This window comes from Bradyrhizobium sp. YCK136, from assembly GCF_044570075.1.
Classification (GTDB): domain Bacteria; phylum Pseudomonadota; class Alphaproteobacteria; order Rhizobiales; family Xanthobacteraceae; genus Bradyrhizobium; species Bradyrhizobium diazoefficiens.
On the sequence record NZ_CP172424.1, the window covers coordinates 5,327,002 to 5,341,780 of the forward strand.

Consider the following 14,779-nt stretch of genomic DNA (forward strand, 5'->3'; position numbering starts at 1 on the left):
ACATGATGACCATGCCGGAAATTGAGCGTTGCCTACGACAGCTGCGCCTGTCGGGTGTCCGCGACACGCTGCAGACGCGCGTGCTCCAGGCGCAGGGCGCCAACCAGCCCTTCCTCGAGACCTTCTCCCTTATCCTGCAGGATGAACTGGACCGTCGTCAGTCCCGTCTTATCGAGCGGCGATACCAGCAATCCGGGCTCGACGAAAAGCTGACGCTCGCCGAGTTCGACTGGTCCTTCAATCCCAAACTGCCACGTCAGACCTGCTTCCAGCTCCACACCCTGGCGTTCATTGCCGCTGGCGAGAACGCTCTGCTTGTTGGCAAACCTGGCACCGGGAAGTCGCACATCGCCAAGGCGATTGCCTATCAGGCGATCCTGCAAAGCCACAAGGTCCAGTATCTTGAGACCGACGACTTCTTTCACCGCTACGCCCTGAACTCTCCGGCACAACGCGAGGTCCGGCTGCGAACCATCATCGACTGCGATCTCCTCGTGCTGGACGATCTATTCCTCGCACGCGCCATCCCCGACGACGCCGGCACTTTGCTGCAGACCCTGATCCATCAGCGTTACAAACTGCGCCGCAGCGTCATCGTCACCTCCAATCGCGTCGTGCAGGATTGGGGGGCATACCTTGGGGACAACACTATGAGCACGACGATCCTCGATCGCCTTATGCATCATTGCCATCTGCTTGAGTTCGACGGACGCAGCTATCGGCTCAAAGAAGCCGCTGAAGCTCTTGCCCGGGAAACAAACTCAAACTAACAGTCCCTTGTCCTGCCTCGCGGGTGGAGGAATTTGACTGACCACACCCGGAGGAATTTGAAGTGACCCGCGGGGCCGCTGCGAACCACCTCCGCCAGCACCGCCGTCTCGACCTGCTTGACCTTCGCCTTGATGCCCACCTTGTCCAGCATCGGGATGACGGCCGTGACGATCGGCAAACCCCAGCTCTCGTTCTGGCTGGTGGTCCATTCGAACTCGAAGCCAGAGGGATAGCCGGCCTCAGTCAGCAGCTGCTTGGCCTTGGCCGGATCGAAGGCGTAGGGCTTCATGGTCTTGTCGTAGAGCGGCGAGGTCAGCGGCAGCCAGCTGGTGGCGCGATAGGCCTTGTTCTTGACCAGCTTGTTGATGATCAGGTCGGTGTCGATCGCATAGTTGATCGCCTGCCTGACGCGCTTGTCGGCGAACGGCTTGAACGCGGTGTTCATCCCCATGTAGCGCGTGAAGACCTCGGCGACCTCGACGATGGTGCCCTTGAGGTCGGCGTCGGACTGGTAGGCGACATACTGCGCAGGTCCCAGCACCGAGGTGTCGATCTCCTTGTTGCGGAAGGCGACATCGCGCGCCGCGGCCTCGCCCATGACCGAAACGATGACCTTGTCGGCGTAGGGCTTGCCGGATTTGTAGAAGCGGTCCCACCGCTCCAGCACGATGCGCGATCCCGGCACGTGCTCGACGAACTTGAACGGTCCAAGACCGATCGGCTTCTGGATGAAGCTATCCTTCGCGGCCTCGTCGGCGGGATAGATCGAGGTCAGCGCGGTGAAGAAGTAGAAGCCCGGATCGACCTTCTCGGTCAGCTTCATCTCGAGGGTGAAGTCGTCGATCTTCTTCAGGCCGGAGATTTCCTTGGCCTGGCCCTTCTCGACCGCGGCGGCGCCCTCGATCACGCGGACAAAGCGCGCGCCGGGATAGGCCTTGGCGCCGTCCATGATGCGGTTGTAGGACCAGATGACGTCGTCGGCCGTCATCTTGCGGCCATTGTGGAAATAGGCGTCGTCACGCAGCTTGAAGGTGTGAACGAGGCCTCCGCCCGAGACCACGTCCTCCTTGGCAAGTTCCAGGACGGGTTTTCCTTCCGCGGAATTCCAGATGTAGAGCGACCGATGCAGCGCCTTGGCGTAGATCTCGTCCTGGGCGCGCTGCGTGGTGTGAATGTCCAGGCTGGTGAAGCTGGAACCGTAGGGCGCCGTCATCCGGATGGTTCCGCCCTTGCGCGGAGTCTGAGCCTCCACCGATCCGGCGAGCGCCAGTCCCAACCCAGCGACGATCGCCACTGCTGGCCGGCACAGACGGCGTCCTGCTGCCGATGCGGCTTTATTGAAGCGCATCGGCCTCTAGCCGTTCGCAAACTCCGGCATCCAGTCGCGCAGCTTTCGCGCGGCGCCTGTCACGTCAGCGATCGTCCGAAACGCCCCCGTCTCCACAATCATCGCCCTCGCCAGCCGCACCGCGCGGGCCTCGCTGATCGCCCGCTTCTTCGGGTCTTCGATCAGCTCGAAATCGATGTTGTGGGCGAGGCCGAAGATGCGGCGAATGGTCTTGGCCGCGGCGAAGCCAATCGTGTCTGCGAACAGCCGCTGCATGTAGGCCTGCCGCTCCGCCTCCAGGCGCGCGGCGCCCTTCTCGCCGGCGAAGAGCGAGACCGGATAGGCATCGCCCGAAGCACTGGCGCGCCAGAGGTCGAGGAATTTGCCGGCGAATTCGGTCCAGACCCGCTCGACCGTCTCCAGCACCCAGCCCTCGAACGCGGCCCGCTCGCCCGGCGCGCGCTCGTGACCGGCGGAGGCGAAATAGGCCATCAGCAGATTGGCGAGCACGGCGCCGACGTCGAACCCCATCGGGCCGTAGAATGCGAATTCCGGGTCGATCACCCGCGTCTGGCTGCCCGTGACCATGATCGAGCCGGTGTGGAGATCACCGTGGAGCAGCGCCTCCGGGCTTGCCATGAACTTCAGCTTCAGCCGGGAGATCGCGACATGCAGGTCCATGTCGTCGCGCAACGAGGCGGCCAGGCCGTCGAGGTAAGGCGCGGTCCAGCGGTTCTGCTCGGCGATGCGGTAGGGATCGGTGAAGATCAGGTCCTCGGTGATCTTGCACAGCGCATGGTTGCCGGCGAACGCGGCGATGCCCTCTTTCTTCTCGGCCGCGGACAGCGCGAGGTCTGAGGTGAAGAACAGCGTGCGCGCCATGAAGGTGGTGATGTCGCCCGCGAAGCGCGGGTATTGCGTCGCCGCGACCAGCCCCTTGCGCATGATGATGTGGGGCTCGAGCAGCTCCATCACCGTCAGCGCCAGCTTCTCGTTGTGATGCAGCAGCGCCGGCACGAGGCCGGGCGCGAGCTCGGCCTGCCGCGACAAAGCGAGATATTCGTAATGGGCCCGCGACAGCGGCAGCGGCCAGCTCTCGCCGACGAGACGGACATAGGGCAGCGCCTGCTTCACGGCGACGCCGCCGCGGTCGCCCTTGACGATGAAGACGAGATTGAGATTGCCGTCACCGACCTCGGTGATCTCCCAGGATGCGGGATCGCCGCCGAGCAGCGCCTTGAGGTCCGGAAGGCCCGCGAGATAGTCCCGCAGCGCCGCCTCATGCAGAATCCGATAGTCCCCTGCCCGGTCCCCGGTCATGACGATCCTACCCCATAAATATGGGCCGGATCGTTACTCCCGCTCCAGGAAGCTCGAGCCGATCCCGGCCTTTCTCTTGATCGGATCGTAATCGCAATAGACGCCGTCCGCCACCAGCGTGTAGCTGGCGCTGACGTTGTATTTGTCCAGCTTGACCGAGTTCAGCCCGATTACCGAGGTGCTCTTGCCGCCGTTCCACTTGAACGGCGTCGAGCTCTTGGCCTGCTCGCAGGCCATCACGGCCTCGTTGAAGACATAGCCCTCGACGAACGCCTTCAGCGTTCGCACCTGGACGGCCATCTTCCACTCGAAATAGCCGATGGCACCAAGACCGGCGACGATCAGCACCAGAAGCGCGACGACGATCCTCTGAAAAGTCATTCGTTCCCCCAAAACAATATCGTCAGCAAAGAACGTCTAGAACGGCATGCCCATCAATTTCGACAGGCGTTCGATCGAGAGATAGCCGGCGTGATAGGCGGCAAGGCCCGCGCCGTAGATGATCGCCGAGATGATCGTGGTCCAGATCAGCTTGCGTCCCATCCGCGTCAGGATCGGCGCGCCGGGATCGGTGCCGGGCGCGCCCACGCCGTCCTCGTGCTGGCTGCGCACGCCGAACGGCAGCGTCAGGAACAGCGCGACCCACCAGATGACGAAGTAGATCGCGATCGCGGTCGATATCTGGATGGCCATGGGACGGCCTTACGCCTGCTCGATTTCGACCAGCGCGCCGGAAAAGTCCTTCGGGTGCAGGAACAGCACCGGCTTGCCGTGGGCGCCGATCTTCGGCACGCCGTCGCCGAGCACCCGGGCGCCCTCCTTCACCAAGGTGTCGCGCGAGGCGATGATGTCCACGACCTCGTAGCAGACATGGTGGATGCCGCCGTCCGCGTTGCGCTCCAGGAACTTTGCGATCGGAGAAGCTTCGCCGAGCGGCTCGATGAACTCGATCTTGGTGTTGGGCAGCGTCGCGAACACGGTGGTGACGCCATGCTCGGGCAGCGCGACCGCCTCCGAGATCTGCGCCCCGAACGCGGCGCCGTAGATTTTTGCAGCCTTGACGGCATCCTTGGTCGCGATCGCGACATGGTTGAGCCGACCCAGCATGTTTCTCTCCCTCAGAGCACGATCCGGAAAAGCGTGAAGCGCCTTTCCGAAAAGACCATGCCTCAATCAGACTGTCAGCACATGTACCAGACAGGCGGGCTTTTTGCCCCAATGTTCGTTGATCACGGCCCGGACCGCGCGTCGCACCGACTCGGCGAGCGCGTCCGGATCGCGGCGGCGCGCTTTCGGCAGCCCCTCGATCGTGGACATCACGGCCTCGAAGACCAGGTCGTCAAAGGCCTCGCCCGCCCTGTTCTTCTCGGGAACGCCGACGAGATCGACCTCGGGTTCGTCGACAAGCTCGCCCTGCGCGGTCATAGCGATGGCGACGAAAGCGCAGCCGGAAAAGGCCATGCGGCGGCGCTCGACCACCGCGCGGGACTTGGAATCCTCCAGGATCGTGCCGTCCTTGTAGAGACGGCCCGAGGGCACCTCGCCGACGATGCCGGGATCGCCGGGGCCGAGCTTGACGAGGTCGCCGTTGCGGCAGACCAGGACGCGCGGCACGCCGGCGGCGCGCGCGAGCTTGGCGTGCTCGTGCAGGTGCAGGGCCTCGCCATGGACGGGGATCAGGAGTTGCGGGCGCACCCAGGCGATCATATCGCGTAGCTCGTCGCGGCGGGGATGGCCGGAGACGTGGACCAGGGCGTCGCGATCGGTGATGACCTCGACGCCCTGGAGCACCAGGTTGTTGATGATCGACCCGACCGCCTTCTCGTTGCCGGGAATGGTGCGCGAGGAGAAGATCACGCAGTCGCCGCGGTTGAGCGTGATCTCCGGATGGTCGTCATTGGCGATGCGCGCCAGCGCCGCGCGGGCCTCGCCCTGGCTACCGGTGCAGAGCGCCAGCACCTTGTCCTGCGGCAGATGGCCGTAGACGTCGATCGAGCGGAAGTTCTGGACCCCGTCGAGATAGCCGGTCTCGCGCGCGACCTGCGACACGCGGTCCATGGCGCGTCCGACCACGACGACCTCGCGATCGGCGGCCCGCGCCGCATCCGCCACCGCCTTGATGCGCGCGACGTTGGAGGCGAAGGTCGTCACGGCAACCCTGCCCTTGGCGGCCTTGACCAGCCCGGCGATGGTCCTGGCAACCTCGGCTTCGGAAGGCGAGCGGCCGTCGCGCACCGCGTTGGTGGAATCGCCGATCAGGGCGAGCACGCCCTCGTCGCCCAGTTCGCGCAGCCGCTTTTCGTCGGTCGGGCGGCCGATGATCGGGGTCGGGTCGATCTTCCAGTCGCCGGTGTGCAGCACGATGCCGGCTTCGGTATGGATGGCCAGCGCGTGCGACTCCGGTATCGAATGCGCGACCGGGATGAACTCGACGTTGAACGGGCCGATATCGACGCGCCCTCCCGACGGCACCACCGTCACCGGGATCTTCGGCGCGTTGCGCTCGGCGGCACATTTGGCCTCGAACAGCGCGGCGCTGAACTGGGTCGCATAGATCGGGCATTTCAGCTTCGGCCAGAGGTCGATGATGGCGCCGAAATGGTCCTCATGGGCGTGGGTCAGCACCAGGCCCATCAGGTTTTTGCGTTCCTTCTCCAGGAAGCTGATGTCGGGCATGATCAGGTCGATGCCCGGCAGATGCTCCTCGTCGCCGAAGGAGACACCGAGATCGACCGCGAGCCAGGCGCGCTGCTGGCGGTTGCCGAGGCCGTAGATCGACAGGTTCATGCCGATCTCGCCGACGCCGCCGAGCGGCGCAAAGACCAGTTCGTCAGGCTTCGCCATCACGCAGCTCCCACTGAGGCGGCCGAGCCGAAGAACACCTCGCCGGCCGCCACCGGCAGGCGTCGGCCGTCAGCAGTGCGGACGATCAGGCAACCGGCGTCGTCGATCGTGTCGAAAATGCCTTCGAGCGTCGTCGTTCCCGTGTTGATCGCAACCCTTTCGCCGAGACCTGCGGCCCGCTCCAACCAGAGCCTGCGGATCTCGGCAAAGCCGCGGCCATTGTCCCAGATGCCGCGGAACTCGACCCAGGCATCAGACAGAGCGGAAAACAGCTCCTCCGCGCTGATCTGGACGCCAAGCGCGGCCAGCGACACCGCGGGCGTCGGCGTGCCCTCCGGCGCGGCGACGACGTTGGTGCCGATGCCGACGACGACGGCGAGGCGGTCTCCGATGACTTCGGCCTCGAGCCCGATCCCGACGAGCTTCTTGCCGTCGGCAAGCACGTCGTTCGGCCATTTTAGGGCGTAGCGGGGACGGCCCTCGCCGAGGCGCAGCGCGGCCTCCAGGCTCACCTTCTCGAGGGCCGCCTCCTCCGCGAGCCCAGCCGCAAAGCCGAGCGTGGCCGCGACGGCTGGCGGAACAGTCATGACTTCGAGGATGCTGGCGGCAAGATTGCCGCGCGGCGCGATCCAGGCGCGCTGGCGCCGGCCGCGGCCGGCGGTCTGCTCCGATGTGACGAACCACATCGGGCCGGGTTCGCCGCCCCTGGCGTGCTCGATCGCTTCGGTATTGGTCGAGCCGGTCCGCTCGAAAGCCGCGAGCTTGTAGCCCGCCGAGAGTGCGCGAGGACCGAGCGCGAACCCCATCCTAGAACAGCGACTTTGCGGCGGCGGAGGCGACGCTCACCACCGGGCCCGCGAACAGCGCGAACAGGATGTTGAACAGGCCCGCGACCGCCAGCACCGTCTTCACCTCGACGCGCACCGGGTCGACCTGGCCGGCCGGCTCGTCGAAATACATCGTCTTGACGATGGCGAGATAGTAGTAGGCGCCCACCACGCTGGAGAGCACGCCGATCACGGCGAGCGTGAACAGGTTCGCCTTGATGGCCGCGACGAAGACGTACCATTTGGCGAAGAAGCCGGCGAGCGGCGGAATGCCGGCGAGCGAGAACAGCAGCATCGCGAACATGAAGGCGAGCAGCGGATTGGTACGCGAGAGACCGGCGAAATCGCTGATCTGCTCCACGGCCTGGCCGTTGCGCTTCATGGCGAGGATGATCGAGAACGAGCCGAGCGTCATCGCGACATAGATCACGATGTACATCAGGACGCCCTGCGCACCCTCGACGGTGCCGGAGGCAAGGCCGACCAGCGCAAAGCCCATGTGGCCGATCGAGGAATAGGCCATCAGGCGCTTGATGTTGCTCTGACCGATCGCGGCGAAGGAGCCGAGCGCCATCGAGGCGATCGCCACGAACACCAGGATCTGCTGCCACTGCGAGACGATGCCCGGGAAAGCGGTGAGCGTGACACGGGTGAAGACGGCGAGCGCGGCCACCTTCGGCGCCGAGGCGAAGAAGGCGGTGACCGGCGTCGGGGCGCCCTCGTAGACGTCGGGCGTCCACATGTGGAACGGCACGGCCGAGACCTTGAAGCAGAGCCCGGCGAGCAGGAAGACGAGACCGAAGACGAGGCCGACATTCGCGGTCGTCGCGGTTGCCGCGATGCCGGTGAAGCTGACCGTGCCGGTGAAGCCATAGACCAGCGAGGAGCCGTAGAGCAGCATGCCCGAGGACAGCGCGCCGAGCACGAAGTACTTCAGGCCGGCTTCGGTCGACTTGGCGTTGTCGCGGTTCGAGCTCGCCACGACGTAGAGCGCCAGCGACATCAATTCGAGGCCGAGATAGAGCGAGATCAGATCGCCGGCCGAGATCAGCACCATCATGCCGAGGGTCGAGAGCAGCACCAGGATGGCGTATTCGAAGATGCGGCGCGACGGGTCGGACAGGAACTCGGTCGACAGCACCAGCGTCACCGCCGAGCCGATCAGGGCCAGGATCTTCATGAAGCGGGCGAAGTCGTCGACGATGAAGCTGCCGCCGAAGGTCACCTGCTTGCCCGAGGGCAGCATGTATTCGAGCACGCCGACCACGATCAGGAGCAGGATCGCCAACGTCGTGACCGTCTTGGTGGTCTCCTGCCCGCGATACGCGCCGAGCATCAGAAGCGCCATGGCGCCGACCGCGAGCACGAGCTCGGGCAGCACCGGCGCCAGTTGATAACCTGCAGTCTCAAAGCTCATGGCGATATCCTGACCTGCCCGATCAATGGAGCAGTGCGGCGGCCTTCACGGCCGTCACAGCGGTGTTGTAATTGTTGACGAGTTGCTGGACCGAGGCCTCCGACATGTCGAGCACCGGCTTCGGATAGACGCCGAACAGGATCGTCAGCGCGATCAGCGGGAACAGCGTCAGGCACTCCCGGAAGGTGAGATCCTTGATCGTCATCAGCGACGGCTTGACCAGCGTCCCGAACACGACCTTGCGGTAGAGCCAGAGCGCGTAGCACGCCGACAGGATCACGCCGGTCGAAGCGAAGAACGCGGTCGGGATTGAGGTCTTGAAGGTGCCGAGCAGCGTCATGAACTCGCCGACGAAGCCGGACGTGCCGGGCAGACCGACATTGGCCATGGTGAAGACCATGAAGGTCAGCGCGTAGAGCGGCATCCGGTTGACGAGGCCGCCATAGGCCGCGATCTCGCGGGTGTGCATGCGGTCGTAGACGATGCCGACGCAGAGGAACAGCGCGCCGGAGACGATGCCGTGCGAGATCATCTGGAACACGCCACCGGCGACGCCCTGCAAGGTGCCGGCGAAGATGCCCATGGTGACGAAGCCCATATGCGCCACTGAAGAGTACGCGATCAGCTTCTTCATGTCCTCCTGCATCAGCGCCACCAGCGAGGTGTATATGATGGCGATGACCGAGAGCGTGAAGATCAGCGGCGCGAAGTCGTGCGACGCGAGGGGGAACATCGGCAGCGAGAATCGCAGGAAGCCGTAGCCGCCCAACTTCAAGAGGATCGCGGCCAGGACCACCGAGCCGGCGGTCGGCGCCTCGACATGCGCATCGGGCAACCACGTGTGCACCGGCCACATCGGCATCTTCACCGCGAAGGATGCGAAGAAGGCGAGCCACGCCCAGGTCTGCAGCGACCGCGGCACGGCTGTGTGCATCAGGGTCGGGATGTCGGTGGTGGCGCCGTTCCAGTACAGCGCCATGATGGCGAGCAGCATCAGGACCGAGCCGAGCAGCGTGTAGAGGAAGAACTTGAACGACGCGTAGACCCGGCGCGGGCCGCCCCAGATGCCGATGATCAGGAACATCGGGATCAGGCCGCCTTCGAAGAACAGGTAGAACAGCACGAGATCGAGCGCGGCGAAGGTGCCGACCAAAAACGTTTCCAGGATCAGGAACGCCATCATGTATTCACGCACGCGGCTCGTGACCGATTTCCAGCTCGCGATGATGCAGATCGGCATCAACGCGGTGGTCAGGATCACGAAGGGCAGCGAAATGCCGTCCACGCCCATGTGGTAGGTGATGCCGGTGGCGAGCCAGTTCGCCTTCTCGACGAACTGGAAGTCCGCATTCGAAGGATCGAAGCGCATGACCAGGATCACCGACACAGCGAAGGTGATCAGCGTGGTCCACAGGGCGATCCAGCGCGAGTTGCGCCGCGCCGCCTCGTCGTCGCCGCGGGTGAGATAGACGATCAGCGCGCCGACCAGCGGCAGGAACGTGGTGACCGATAGAATGGGCCAGGTCGTCATTTACTGGCCTCCAAAGCCGAACATGAACCAAGTGATCAGGCCGGCGACGCCGATCAGCATGGCAAATGCATAGTGATAGAGATAGCCGGTCTGGATCTTCACGACGTTGCGGGTGACGTCCAGCACGCGGGCCGAGACGCCGTCGGGACCGAGGCCGTCGATGATGAAGCCGTCGCCCTTCTTCCAGAGCTGGTAGCCGATCCACTTCGCCGGACGGACGAAGATGACCTCGTACAGCTCGTCGAAGTACCATTTGTTGAGCAGAAACTGGTACAGCATCGGCTGCGTGTTCGCGAGCTCGACCGGCAGATACGGCCGGCGGATGTAGAACAGGTACGAGACCAGGAAGCCCAGCACCATCATCACCGTCGGCAGCAAGGCGATGGTCTCGGGGATGTGGTGCATCTCCTCGATGATGTGCGGGTTCATCTTCACGGACTCGCGGAAGAACTCCTCGACGCCGTGACCGGCGAACAGCTCCTTGAACGGGAAGCCCGCGACGATCGAGCCGACCGCGAGCACGCCGATCGGGATCAGGATCCAGAGCGGGGCCTCATGCGCGGCTTCATAGTGATGCTCGTCATGCGGCTCGCCATGGAAGGTCTTGAAGATCAGGCGCCAGGAGTAGAACGAGGTCAGGCCGGCGGCGACGACCGTCATCAGGAAGCCGTAGATCGCGAACGGATTGTGCGAGGCGTAGGCCGATTCGATGATCGCATCCTTGGAGAAGTAGCCGGCAGTGAGCGGGAAGCCGGTCAGGGCCAGCGTGCCGACCACCATCACCGCGTAGGTGTAGGGGATCTTCTTCCAGAGGCCGCCCATATTGCGGATGTCCTGCTCGTGGTGCATCGCGTAGATCACCGAGCCGGAGCCCAAGAACAGCAGTGCCTTGAAGAAGGCGTGCGTGAACAGGTGGAACATGCCGACCGAATAGGCCCCTGCTCCCATCGCCACGAACATGTAGCCGAGCTGCGAACAGGTCGAGTAGGCAACGATGCGCTTGATGTCGTTCTGGACGAGGCCGATGGTCGCGGCGAAGAACGCCGTGGTGGCGCCGAAGAACATCACGACGGCCTGCGCGTTCGGGGCGAGCTCGAACAGCGGCGACAGGCGTGCCACCATGAACACGCCGGCGGTGACCATAGTCGCGGCGTGGATCAGCGCGGAGACCGGGGTCGGGCCTTCCATCGCGTCCGGCAACCAGGTGTGCAGCAGGAACTGCGCCGACTTGCCCATCGCGCCCATGAACAGCAGGAGGCACGTCAGGGTCAGCGCATCGGCGTGCCAGCCGAGGAAGTTGATGGTCTTGCCGGTGAGGCCGGGCGCGGCGTGGAAGATCGTCTCGAAATCGGTCGAGCCGACCAGCATGAAGATCGCGAAGATGCCGAGTGCGAAGCCGAAGTCGCCGACGCGGTTGACCACGAAGGCCTTGATGGCGGCGGCGTTCGCCGACGGCTTCTGGTACCAGAACCCGATCAGCAGGTAGCTGGCGAGACCCACGCCCTCCCAGCCGAAGAACAGCTGCACGAGGTTGTCCGCCGTCACCAGCATCAGCATGGCGAAGGTGAACAGCGAGAGATAGCCGAAGAAGCGCGGCCGGTACGGATCCTCGTCCATATAGCCGATGGAATAGAGGTGCACGAGCGAGGACACGGTCGTCACCACCACCAGCATCACGGCGGTGAGCGTGTCGACCCGCAGCGTCCAGTAGACCTGGAGGTCGCCGGAGAGGATCCACGGCAACAGCGGGATCCGCATGTCGTGGTGCATGAAGCCGACATCGACCAGCGTCATCCAGGACAGCGCCGCCGACACGAACAGCAGTCCCGTCGTGATCAGCTCCGCCGCGCGCGAGCCCGCCGCTGCAGGCTCGACCGGTCCGTGGTCATCGTGAGCGTGATCGTCGTGGCCATGGTCGTCATGGGCCGCGGACGCATGCGCATCGCCGTGACCGTGGTCGCCGTGATGCTCGACCTCGTCGCCTGAGGGGTTGCGGGCATGAGCGCCGAACAGCGCAATCAGGCCGGCCAAGATGGCGCCCAGGAGCGGCAGGAATACGATTGCCTGAACCATGACTGAGCTCAGCCCTTCATCAGATTGACGTCCTCAACCGCGATTGAGCCGCGGTTGCGGAAATAGACCACCAGGATGGCGAGACCGATCGCAGCTTCAGCAGCAGCGACCGTCAGCACCAGAAGCGCGAAGACCTGGCCGACGATATCGCCGAGGAAGGTCGAGAACGCGACGAGATTGATGTTGACCGAGAGCAGGATCAGCTCGATCGACATCAGGATGACGATGATGTTCTTGCGGTTCAGGAAGATGCCGAGGATCCCGAGCGTGAACAGGATCGCGCCGACCGCCAGGTAGTGTCCGAGCCCGATCGTCATTTCACCCACTCCGCCGCATCGGCATCCGAGAGCCCCTGCCCCGGCGCCACCTTGCGCATCGCCATCGCCATGTCGGGCGTGCGCGCGTTCTGAACGTTGATGTCCTGCCGCTTCACGCTCGCCTTGTGGCGCAGCGTCAGCACGATGGCACCGATCATGGCGACCAACAGCACCATGCCCGCGAGCTGGAAGTAGTAGACGTACTTCGTATAGAGCACGAGGCCGAGCGCCTCGGTGTTGGACACGTTGGTCGGGATCGCCGCCGTGATCGTCTTGGAGACGCCGGGGTTGATGACCCAGAAGCCGACGGTGAGCAGCAGCTCGAACAGGAAGATGCCGCCGATGACGAGGCCGACCGGCAGGTACTCGATGAAGCCCTCGCGCAGCTCGAGGAAGTCGACGTCGAGCATCATGATCACGAACAGGAACAGCACCGCGACCGCGCCGACATAGACGACGATCAGCATCATGCCGAGGAACTCGGCGCCCATCAGCACGAACAGGCCGGAGGCGTTGACGAAGGCCAGGATCAGGTACAGCACGGAGTGCACGGGATTGCGCGAGACAATCACCATCACCGCCGAGGCGACGCAGACGCCGGCGAAGAGATAGAAGAACAGCGCGGGAAGGATCATTGGACATTCCCCGTCATTCCGGGGCGCGGGCAAAGCCCGCGAACCCGGAATCTAGAGGTTGTGGCGCGAGATTCCGGGTTCGCGCTTTGCGCGCCCCGGAATGACGAGGAGGTGGCGGGAAGGATCATGCTCTCATCTCACCGATACGGCGCATCGAGCTCGATCGCTTTCGCGATCTCGCGTTCCCAGCGGTCGCCGTTGGCGAGCAGCTTGGCCTTGTCATAGAACAGTTCCTCGCGGGTCTCGGTCGCGAACTCGAAGTTCGGACATTCGACGATGGCGTCGACCGGACAGGCCTCCTGGCAGAGGCCGCAATAGATGCACTTCACCATGTCGATGTCGTAGCGCACGGTGCGGCGGGTGCCGTCGTTGCGGCGCGGACCGGCCTCGATGGTGATGGCCTGGGCCGGGCACACGGCCTCGCACAGCTTGCAGGCGATGCAGCGTTCCTCGCCGTTGGGATAGCGGCGCAGCGCGTGCTCGCCGCGGAAGCGCGGCGAGATCGGGCCCTTCTCGAACGGATAGTTCAGCGTCGGCTTCGGCTGGAAGAAATAACGCATGGCGAGGAAGAACGCCGAGACGAATTCCGACAGCAGAAGCGAGCGTGCAGTGGCGTTGATGTTGATACCCATGACGGCCCTCACTTCGGCGCGATGCCGGCGAAGTGCAGCACACCGGCCACCACGATCACCATCGCCAGCGACAGCGGCAGGAACACCTTCCAGCCGAGGCGCATCAGTTGATCGTAGCGGTAGCGGGGCACGATCGCCTTCGCCATCGCGAACAGGAAGAACATGAAGAAGACTTTGAGCGAGAACCAGATGATCCCCGGCACCCAGTTGAAGGGCGGCAGGTCCACCGGCGGCAGCCAGCCTCCGAGGAACAGGATCGTCGCCATCGCGCACATCGTGACGATCGCGACGTACTCGCCGAGCATGAACAGCAAATACGGCGTCGAGCCGTACTCGACCATGAAGCCGGCGACGAGCTCGGATTCGGCTTCGACGAGGTCGAACGGCGGACGGTTGGTTTCCGCCAGCGCCGAGACGTAGAACACCACGAACATCGGGAACAGCGGCCAGACGTACCAGTTCAGGATGGTGAGCTGCGGCAGCCCGATCAGGCTGGCGAGGCCGCGGACATGCTGGGCCTCGACCACGGCCGACAGGTTCAGCGTGCCGGCGCAGAGCAGCACCGTGATGATGACGAAGCCGATCGAGACCTCGTAGGACACCATCTGCGCGGCCGAGCGCAGCGCGGCCAGAAACGGATACTTCGAGTTCGACGACCAGCCGGCCATGATGATGCCGTAGATCGACAGCGACGAGATCGCGAAGATGAAGAGGATGCCGACATTGATGTCGGAGATCACCCAGCCGAGATTGGTCGGGATCACCGCCCAGGCGGCAAGCGCGAGCACGCATGAGACCAAGGGAGCAAGGAGAAACACGCCCTTGTTGGCGCCTGCCGGGATGATCGGCTCCTTCAGCACGAACTTCAGAAGGTCGGCGAAGGACTGCAGCAGGCCCCAGGGGCCGACCACGTTCGGGCCGCGGCGGATCTGCACCGCCGCCCAGATCTTGCGGTCGGCAAGCAGGATATAGGCGATCGCGACCAGCAGGACGACGAGCACCAAGACGCTCTCCGCGACCATGATGATCAGCGGCCAGAGGAAACCGGTCCAGAATGCGCTTTCGAAGAATTCCATCAGATCACG

General features: G+C 64.2%; 14 protein-coding genes and 1 pseudogene. 1 reads left to right on the forward strand and 14 read right to left on the reverse strand.

The window, feature by feature from the left end; genetic code table 11:
* The first annotated feature begins 2 nt into the window (after positions 1-2).
* On the forward strand, positions 3-770 hold the full coding sequence (istB, locus tag ACFLEY_RS26100) for an IS21-like element IS1631 family helper ATPase IstB (protein WP_038952109.1): 768 nt from the start codon (positions 3-5) through the stop codon (positions 768-770).
* 74 nt (positions 771-844) lie between these two features.
* Here the strand turns inward: istB and ACFLEY_RS26105 are convergent.
* The 14 genes and pseudogenes from ACFLEY_RS26105 to nuoH form a co-directional block, all read right to left on the reverse strand.
* Positions 845-2,119: pseudogene (locus ACFLEY_RS26105) on the reverse strand (ABC transporter substrate-binding protein); the annotation flags it as partial.
* A 6-nt stretch (positions 2,120-2,125) separates the two neighbouring features.
* Positions 2,126-3,418 (reverse strand): S-methyl-5-thioribose kinase, encoded by a 1,293-nt coding sequence (gene mtnK / locus ACFLEY_RS26110; protein ID WP_060912420.1) that lies wholly within the window; start codon positions 3,416-3,418, stop codon positions 2,126-2,128.
* 33 nt (positions 3,419-3,451) lie between these two features.
* A complete protein-coding gene (locus tag ACFLEY_RS26115; protein ID WP_011087666.1) occupies positions 3,452-3,799 on the reverse strand; it encodes a hypothetical protein in 348 nt (115 codons plus the stop codon).
* 36 nt (positions 3,800-3,835) lie between these two features.
* Complete coding sequence (locus tag ACFLEY_RS26120; protein ID WP_011087667.1) at positions 3,836-4,111, reverse strand: DUF1467 family protein; 276 nt, start codon at positions 4,109-4,111, stop codon at positions 3,836-3,838.
* A 9-nt stretch (positions 4,112-4,120) separates the two neighbouring features.
* Positions 4,121-4,525 (reverse strand): methylmalonyl-CoA epimerase, encoded by a 405-nt coding sequence (gene mce / locus ACFLEY_RS26125; protein ID WP_011087668.1) that lies wholly within the window; start codon positions 4,523-4,525, stop codon positions 4,121-4,123.
* Positions 4,526-4,591: 66 nt separating this feature from the next.
* The gene (locus ACFLEY_RS26130; protein WP_028171719.1) at positions 4,592-6,262 is read right to left on the reverse strand and encodes a ribonuclease J; all 1,671 of its coding nucleotides are present in this window, start codon (positions 6,260-6,262) and stop codon (positions 4,592-4,594) included.
* Positions 6,262-7,068, reverse strand: a complete 807-nt coding sequence (locus ACFLEY_RS26135) for a biotin--[acetyl-CoA-carboxylase] ligase (RefSeq protein ID WP_011087670.1) — start codon at positions 7,066-7,068, stop codon at positions 6,262-6,264. The genes ACFLEY_RS26130 and ACFLEY_RS26135 overlap by 1 nt, the downstream gene beginning before the upstream one ends.
* A gap of 1 nt (position 7,069) precedes the next feature.
* Positions 7,070-8,506, reverse strand: coding sequence for an NADH-quinone oxidoreductase subunit NuoN (gene nuoN / locus ACFLEY_RS26140; RefSeq protein ID WP_060912421.1), 1,437 nt, complete (start codon positions 8,504-8,506; stop codon positions 7,070-7,072).
* A 22-nt stretch (positions 8,507-8,528) separates the two neighbouring features.
* The gene (locus ACFLEY_RS26145) at positions 8,529-10,037 is read right to left on the reverse strand and encodes an NADH-quinone oxidoreductase subunit M (protein ID WP_028171717.1); all 1,509 of its coding nucleotides are present in this window, start codon (positions 10,035-10,037) and stop codon (positions 8,529-8,531) included.
* The gene (gene nuoL / locus ACFLEY_RS26150; RefSeq protein ID WP_060912422.1) at positions 10,038-12,110 is read right to left on the reverse strand and encodes an NADH-quinone oxidoreductase subunit L; all 2,073 of its coding nucleotides are present in this window, start codon (positions 12,108-12,110) and stop codon (positions 10,038-10,040) included. It abuts the gene before it with no gap.
* An 8-nt stretch (positions 12,111-12,118) separates the two neighbouring features.
* Positions 12,119-12,427 carry an NADH-quinone oxidoreductase subunit NuoK gene (gene nuoK / locus ACFLEY_RS26155; protein ID WP_008547737.1) on the reverse strand — a complete coding sequence of 103 codons (309 nt, stop codon included), beginning with the start codon at positions 12,425-12,427 and terminating at the stop codon, positions 12,119-12,121.
* Positions 12,424-13,062: an NADH-quinone oxidoreductase subunit J gene (locus tag ACFLEY_RS26160; RefSeq protein ID WP_060912423.1), complete on the reverse strand. Its 639-nt coding sequence runs from the start codon at positions 13,060-13,062 to the stop codon at positions 12,424-12,426. Before ACFLEY_RS26160 ends, nuoK begins: the two co-directional genes overlap by 4 nt.
* A gap of 137 nt (positions 13,063-13,199) precedes the next feature.
* Positions 13,200-13,688: an NADH-quinone oxidoreductase subunit NuoI gene (gene nuoI, locus ACFLEY_RS26165; RefSeq protein WP_396604982.1), complete on the reverse strand. Its 489-nt coding sequence runs from the start codon at positions 13,686-13,688 to the stop codon at positions 13,200-13,202.
* A 14-nt stretch (positions 13,689-13,702) separates the two neighbouring features.
* A complete protein-coding gene (gene nuoH, locus ACFLEY_RS26170; protein WP_074076914.1) occupies positions 13,703-14,770 on the reverse strand; it encodes an NADH-quinone oxidoreductase subunit NuoH in 1,068 nt (355 codons plus the stop codon).
* Positions 14,771-14,779: the final 9 nt, after the last annotated feature.

Excerpts from the sequence above, each read along its gene's own strand:
- istB (WP_038952109.1), top strand. The coding sequence starts at position 3 with ATGATGACCATGCCGGAAATTGAGCGTTGCCTACGACAGCTGCGCCTG.
- ACFLEY_RS26145 (WP_028171717.1), bottom strand. The coding sequence starts at position 10,037 with ATGACGACCTGGCCCATTCTATCGGTCACCACGTTCCTGCCGCTGGTC.
- mtnK (WP_060912420.1), bottom strand. The coding sequence starts at position 3,418 with ATGACCGGGGACCGGGCAGGGGACTATCGGATTCTGCATGAGGCGGCG.
- ACFLEY_RS26130 (WP_028171719.1), bottom strand. The coding sequence starts at position 6,262 with ATGGCGAAGCCTGACGAACTGGTCTTTGCGCCGCTCGGCGGCGTCGGC.
- ACFLEY_RS26160 (WP_060912423.1), bottom strand. The coding sequence starts at position 13,062 with ATGATCCTTCCCGCGCTGTTCTTCTATCTCTTCGCCGGCGTCTGCGTC.
- ACFLEY_RS26120 (WP_011087667.1), bottom strand. The coding sequence starts at position 4,111 with ATGGCCATCCAGATATCGACCGCGATCGCGATCTACTTCGTCATCTGG.
- nuoN (WP_060912421.1), bottom strand. The coding sequence starts at position 8,506 with ATGAGCTTTGAGACTGCAGGTTATCAACTGGCGCCGGTGCTGCCCGAG.
- nuoH (WP_074076914.1), bottom strand. The coding sequence starts at position 14,770 with ATGGAATTCTTCGAAAGCGCATTCTGGACCGGTTTCCTCTGGCCGCTG.
- nuoK (WP_008547737.1), bottom strand. The coding sequence starts at position 12,427 with ATGACGATCGGGCTCGGACACTACCTGGCGGTCGGCGCGATCCTGTTC.
- nuoL (WP_060912422.1), bottom strand. The coding sequence starts at position 12,110 with ATGGTTCAGGCAATCGTATTCCTGCCGCTCCTGGGCGCCATCTTGGCC.
- ACFLEY_RS26135 (WP_011087670.1), bottom strand. The coding sequence starts at position 7,068 with ATGGGGTTCGCGCTCGGTCCTCGCGCACTCTCGGCGGGCTACAAGCTC.
- ACFLEY_RS26115 (WP_011087666.1), bottom strand. The coding sequence starts at position 3,799 with ATGACTTTTCAGAGGATCGTCGTCGCGCTTCTGGTGCTGATCGTCGCC.
- mce (WP_011087668.1), bottom strand. The coding sequence starts at position 4,525 with ATGCTGGGTCGGCTCAACCATGTCGCGATCGCGACCAAGGATGCCGTC.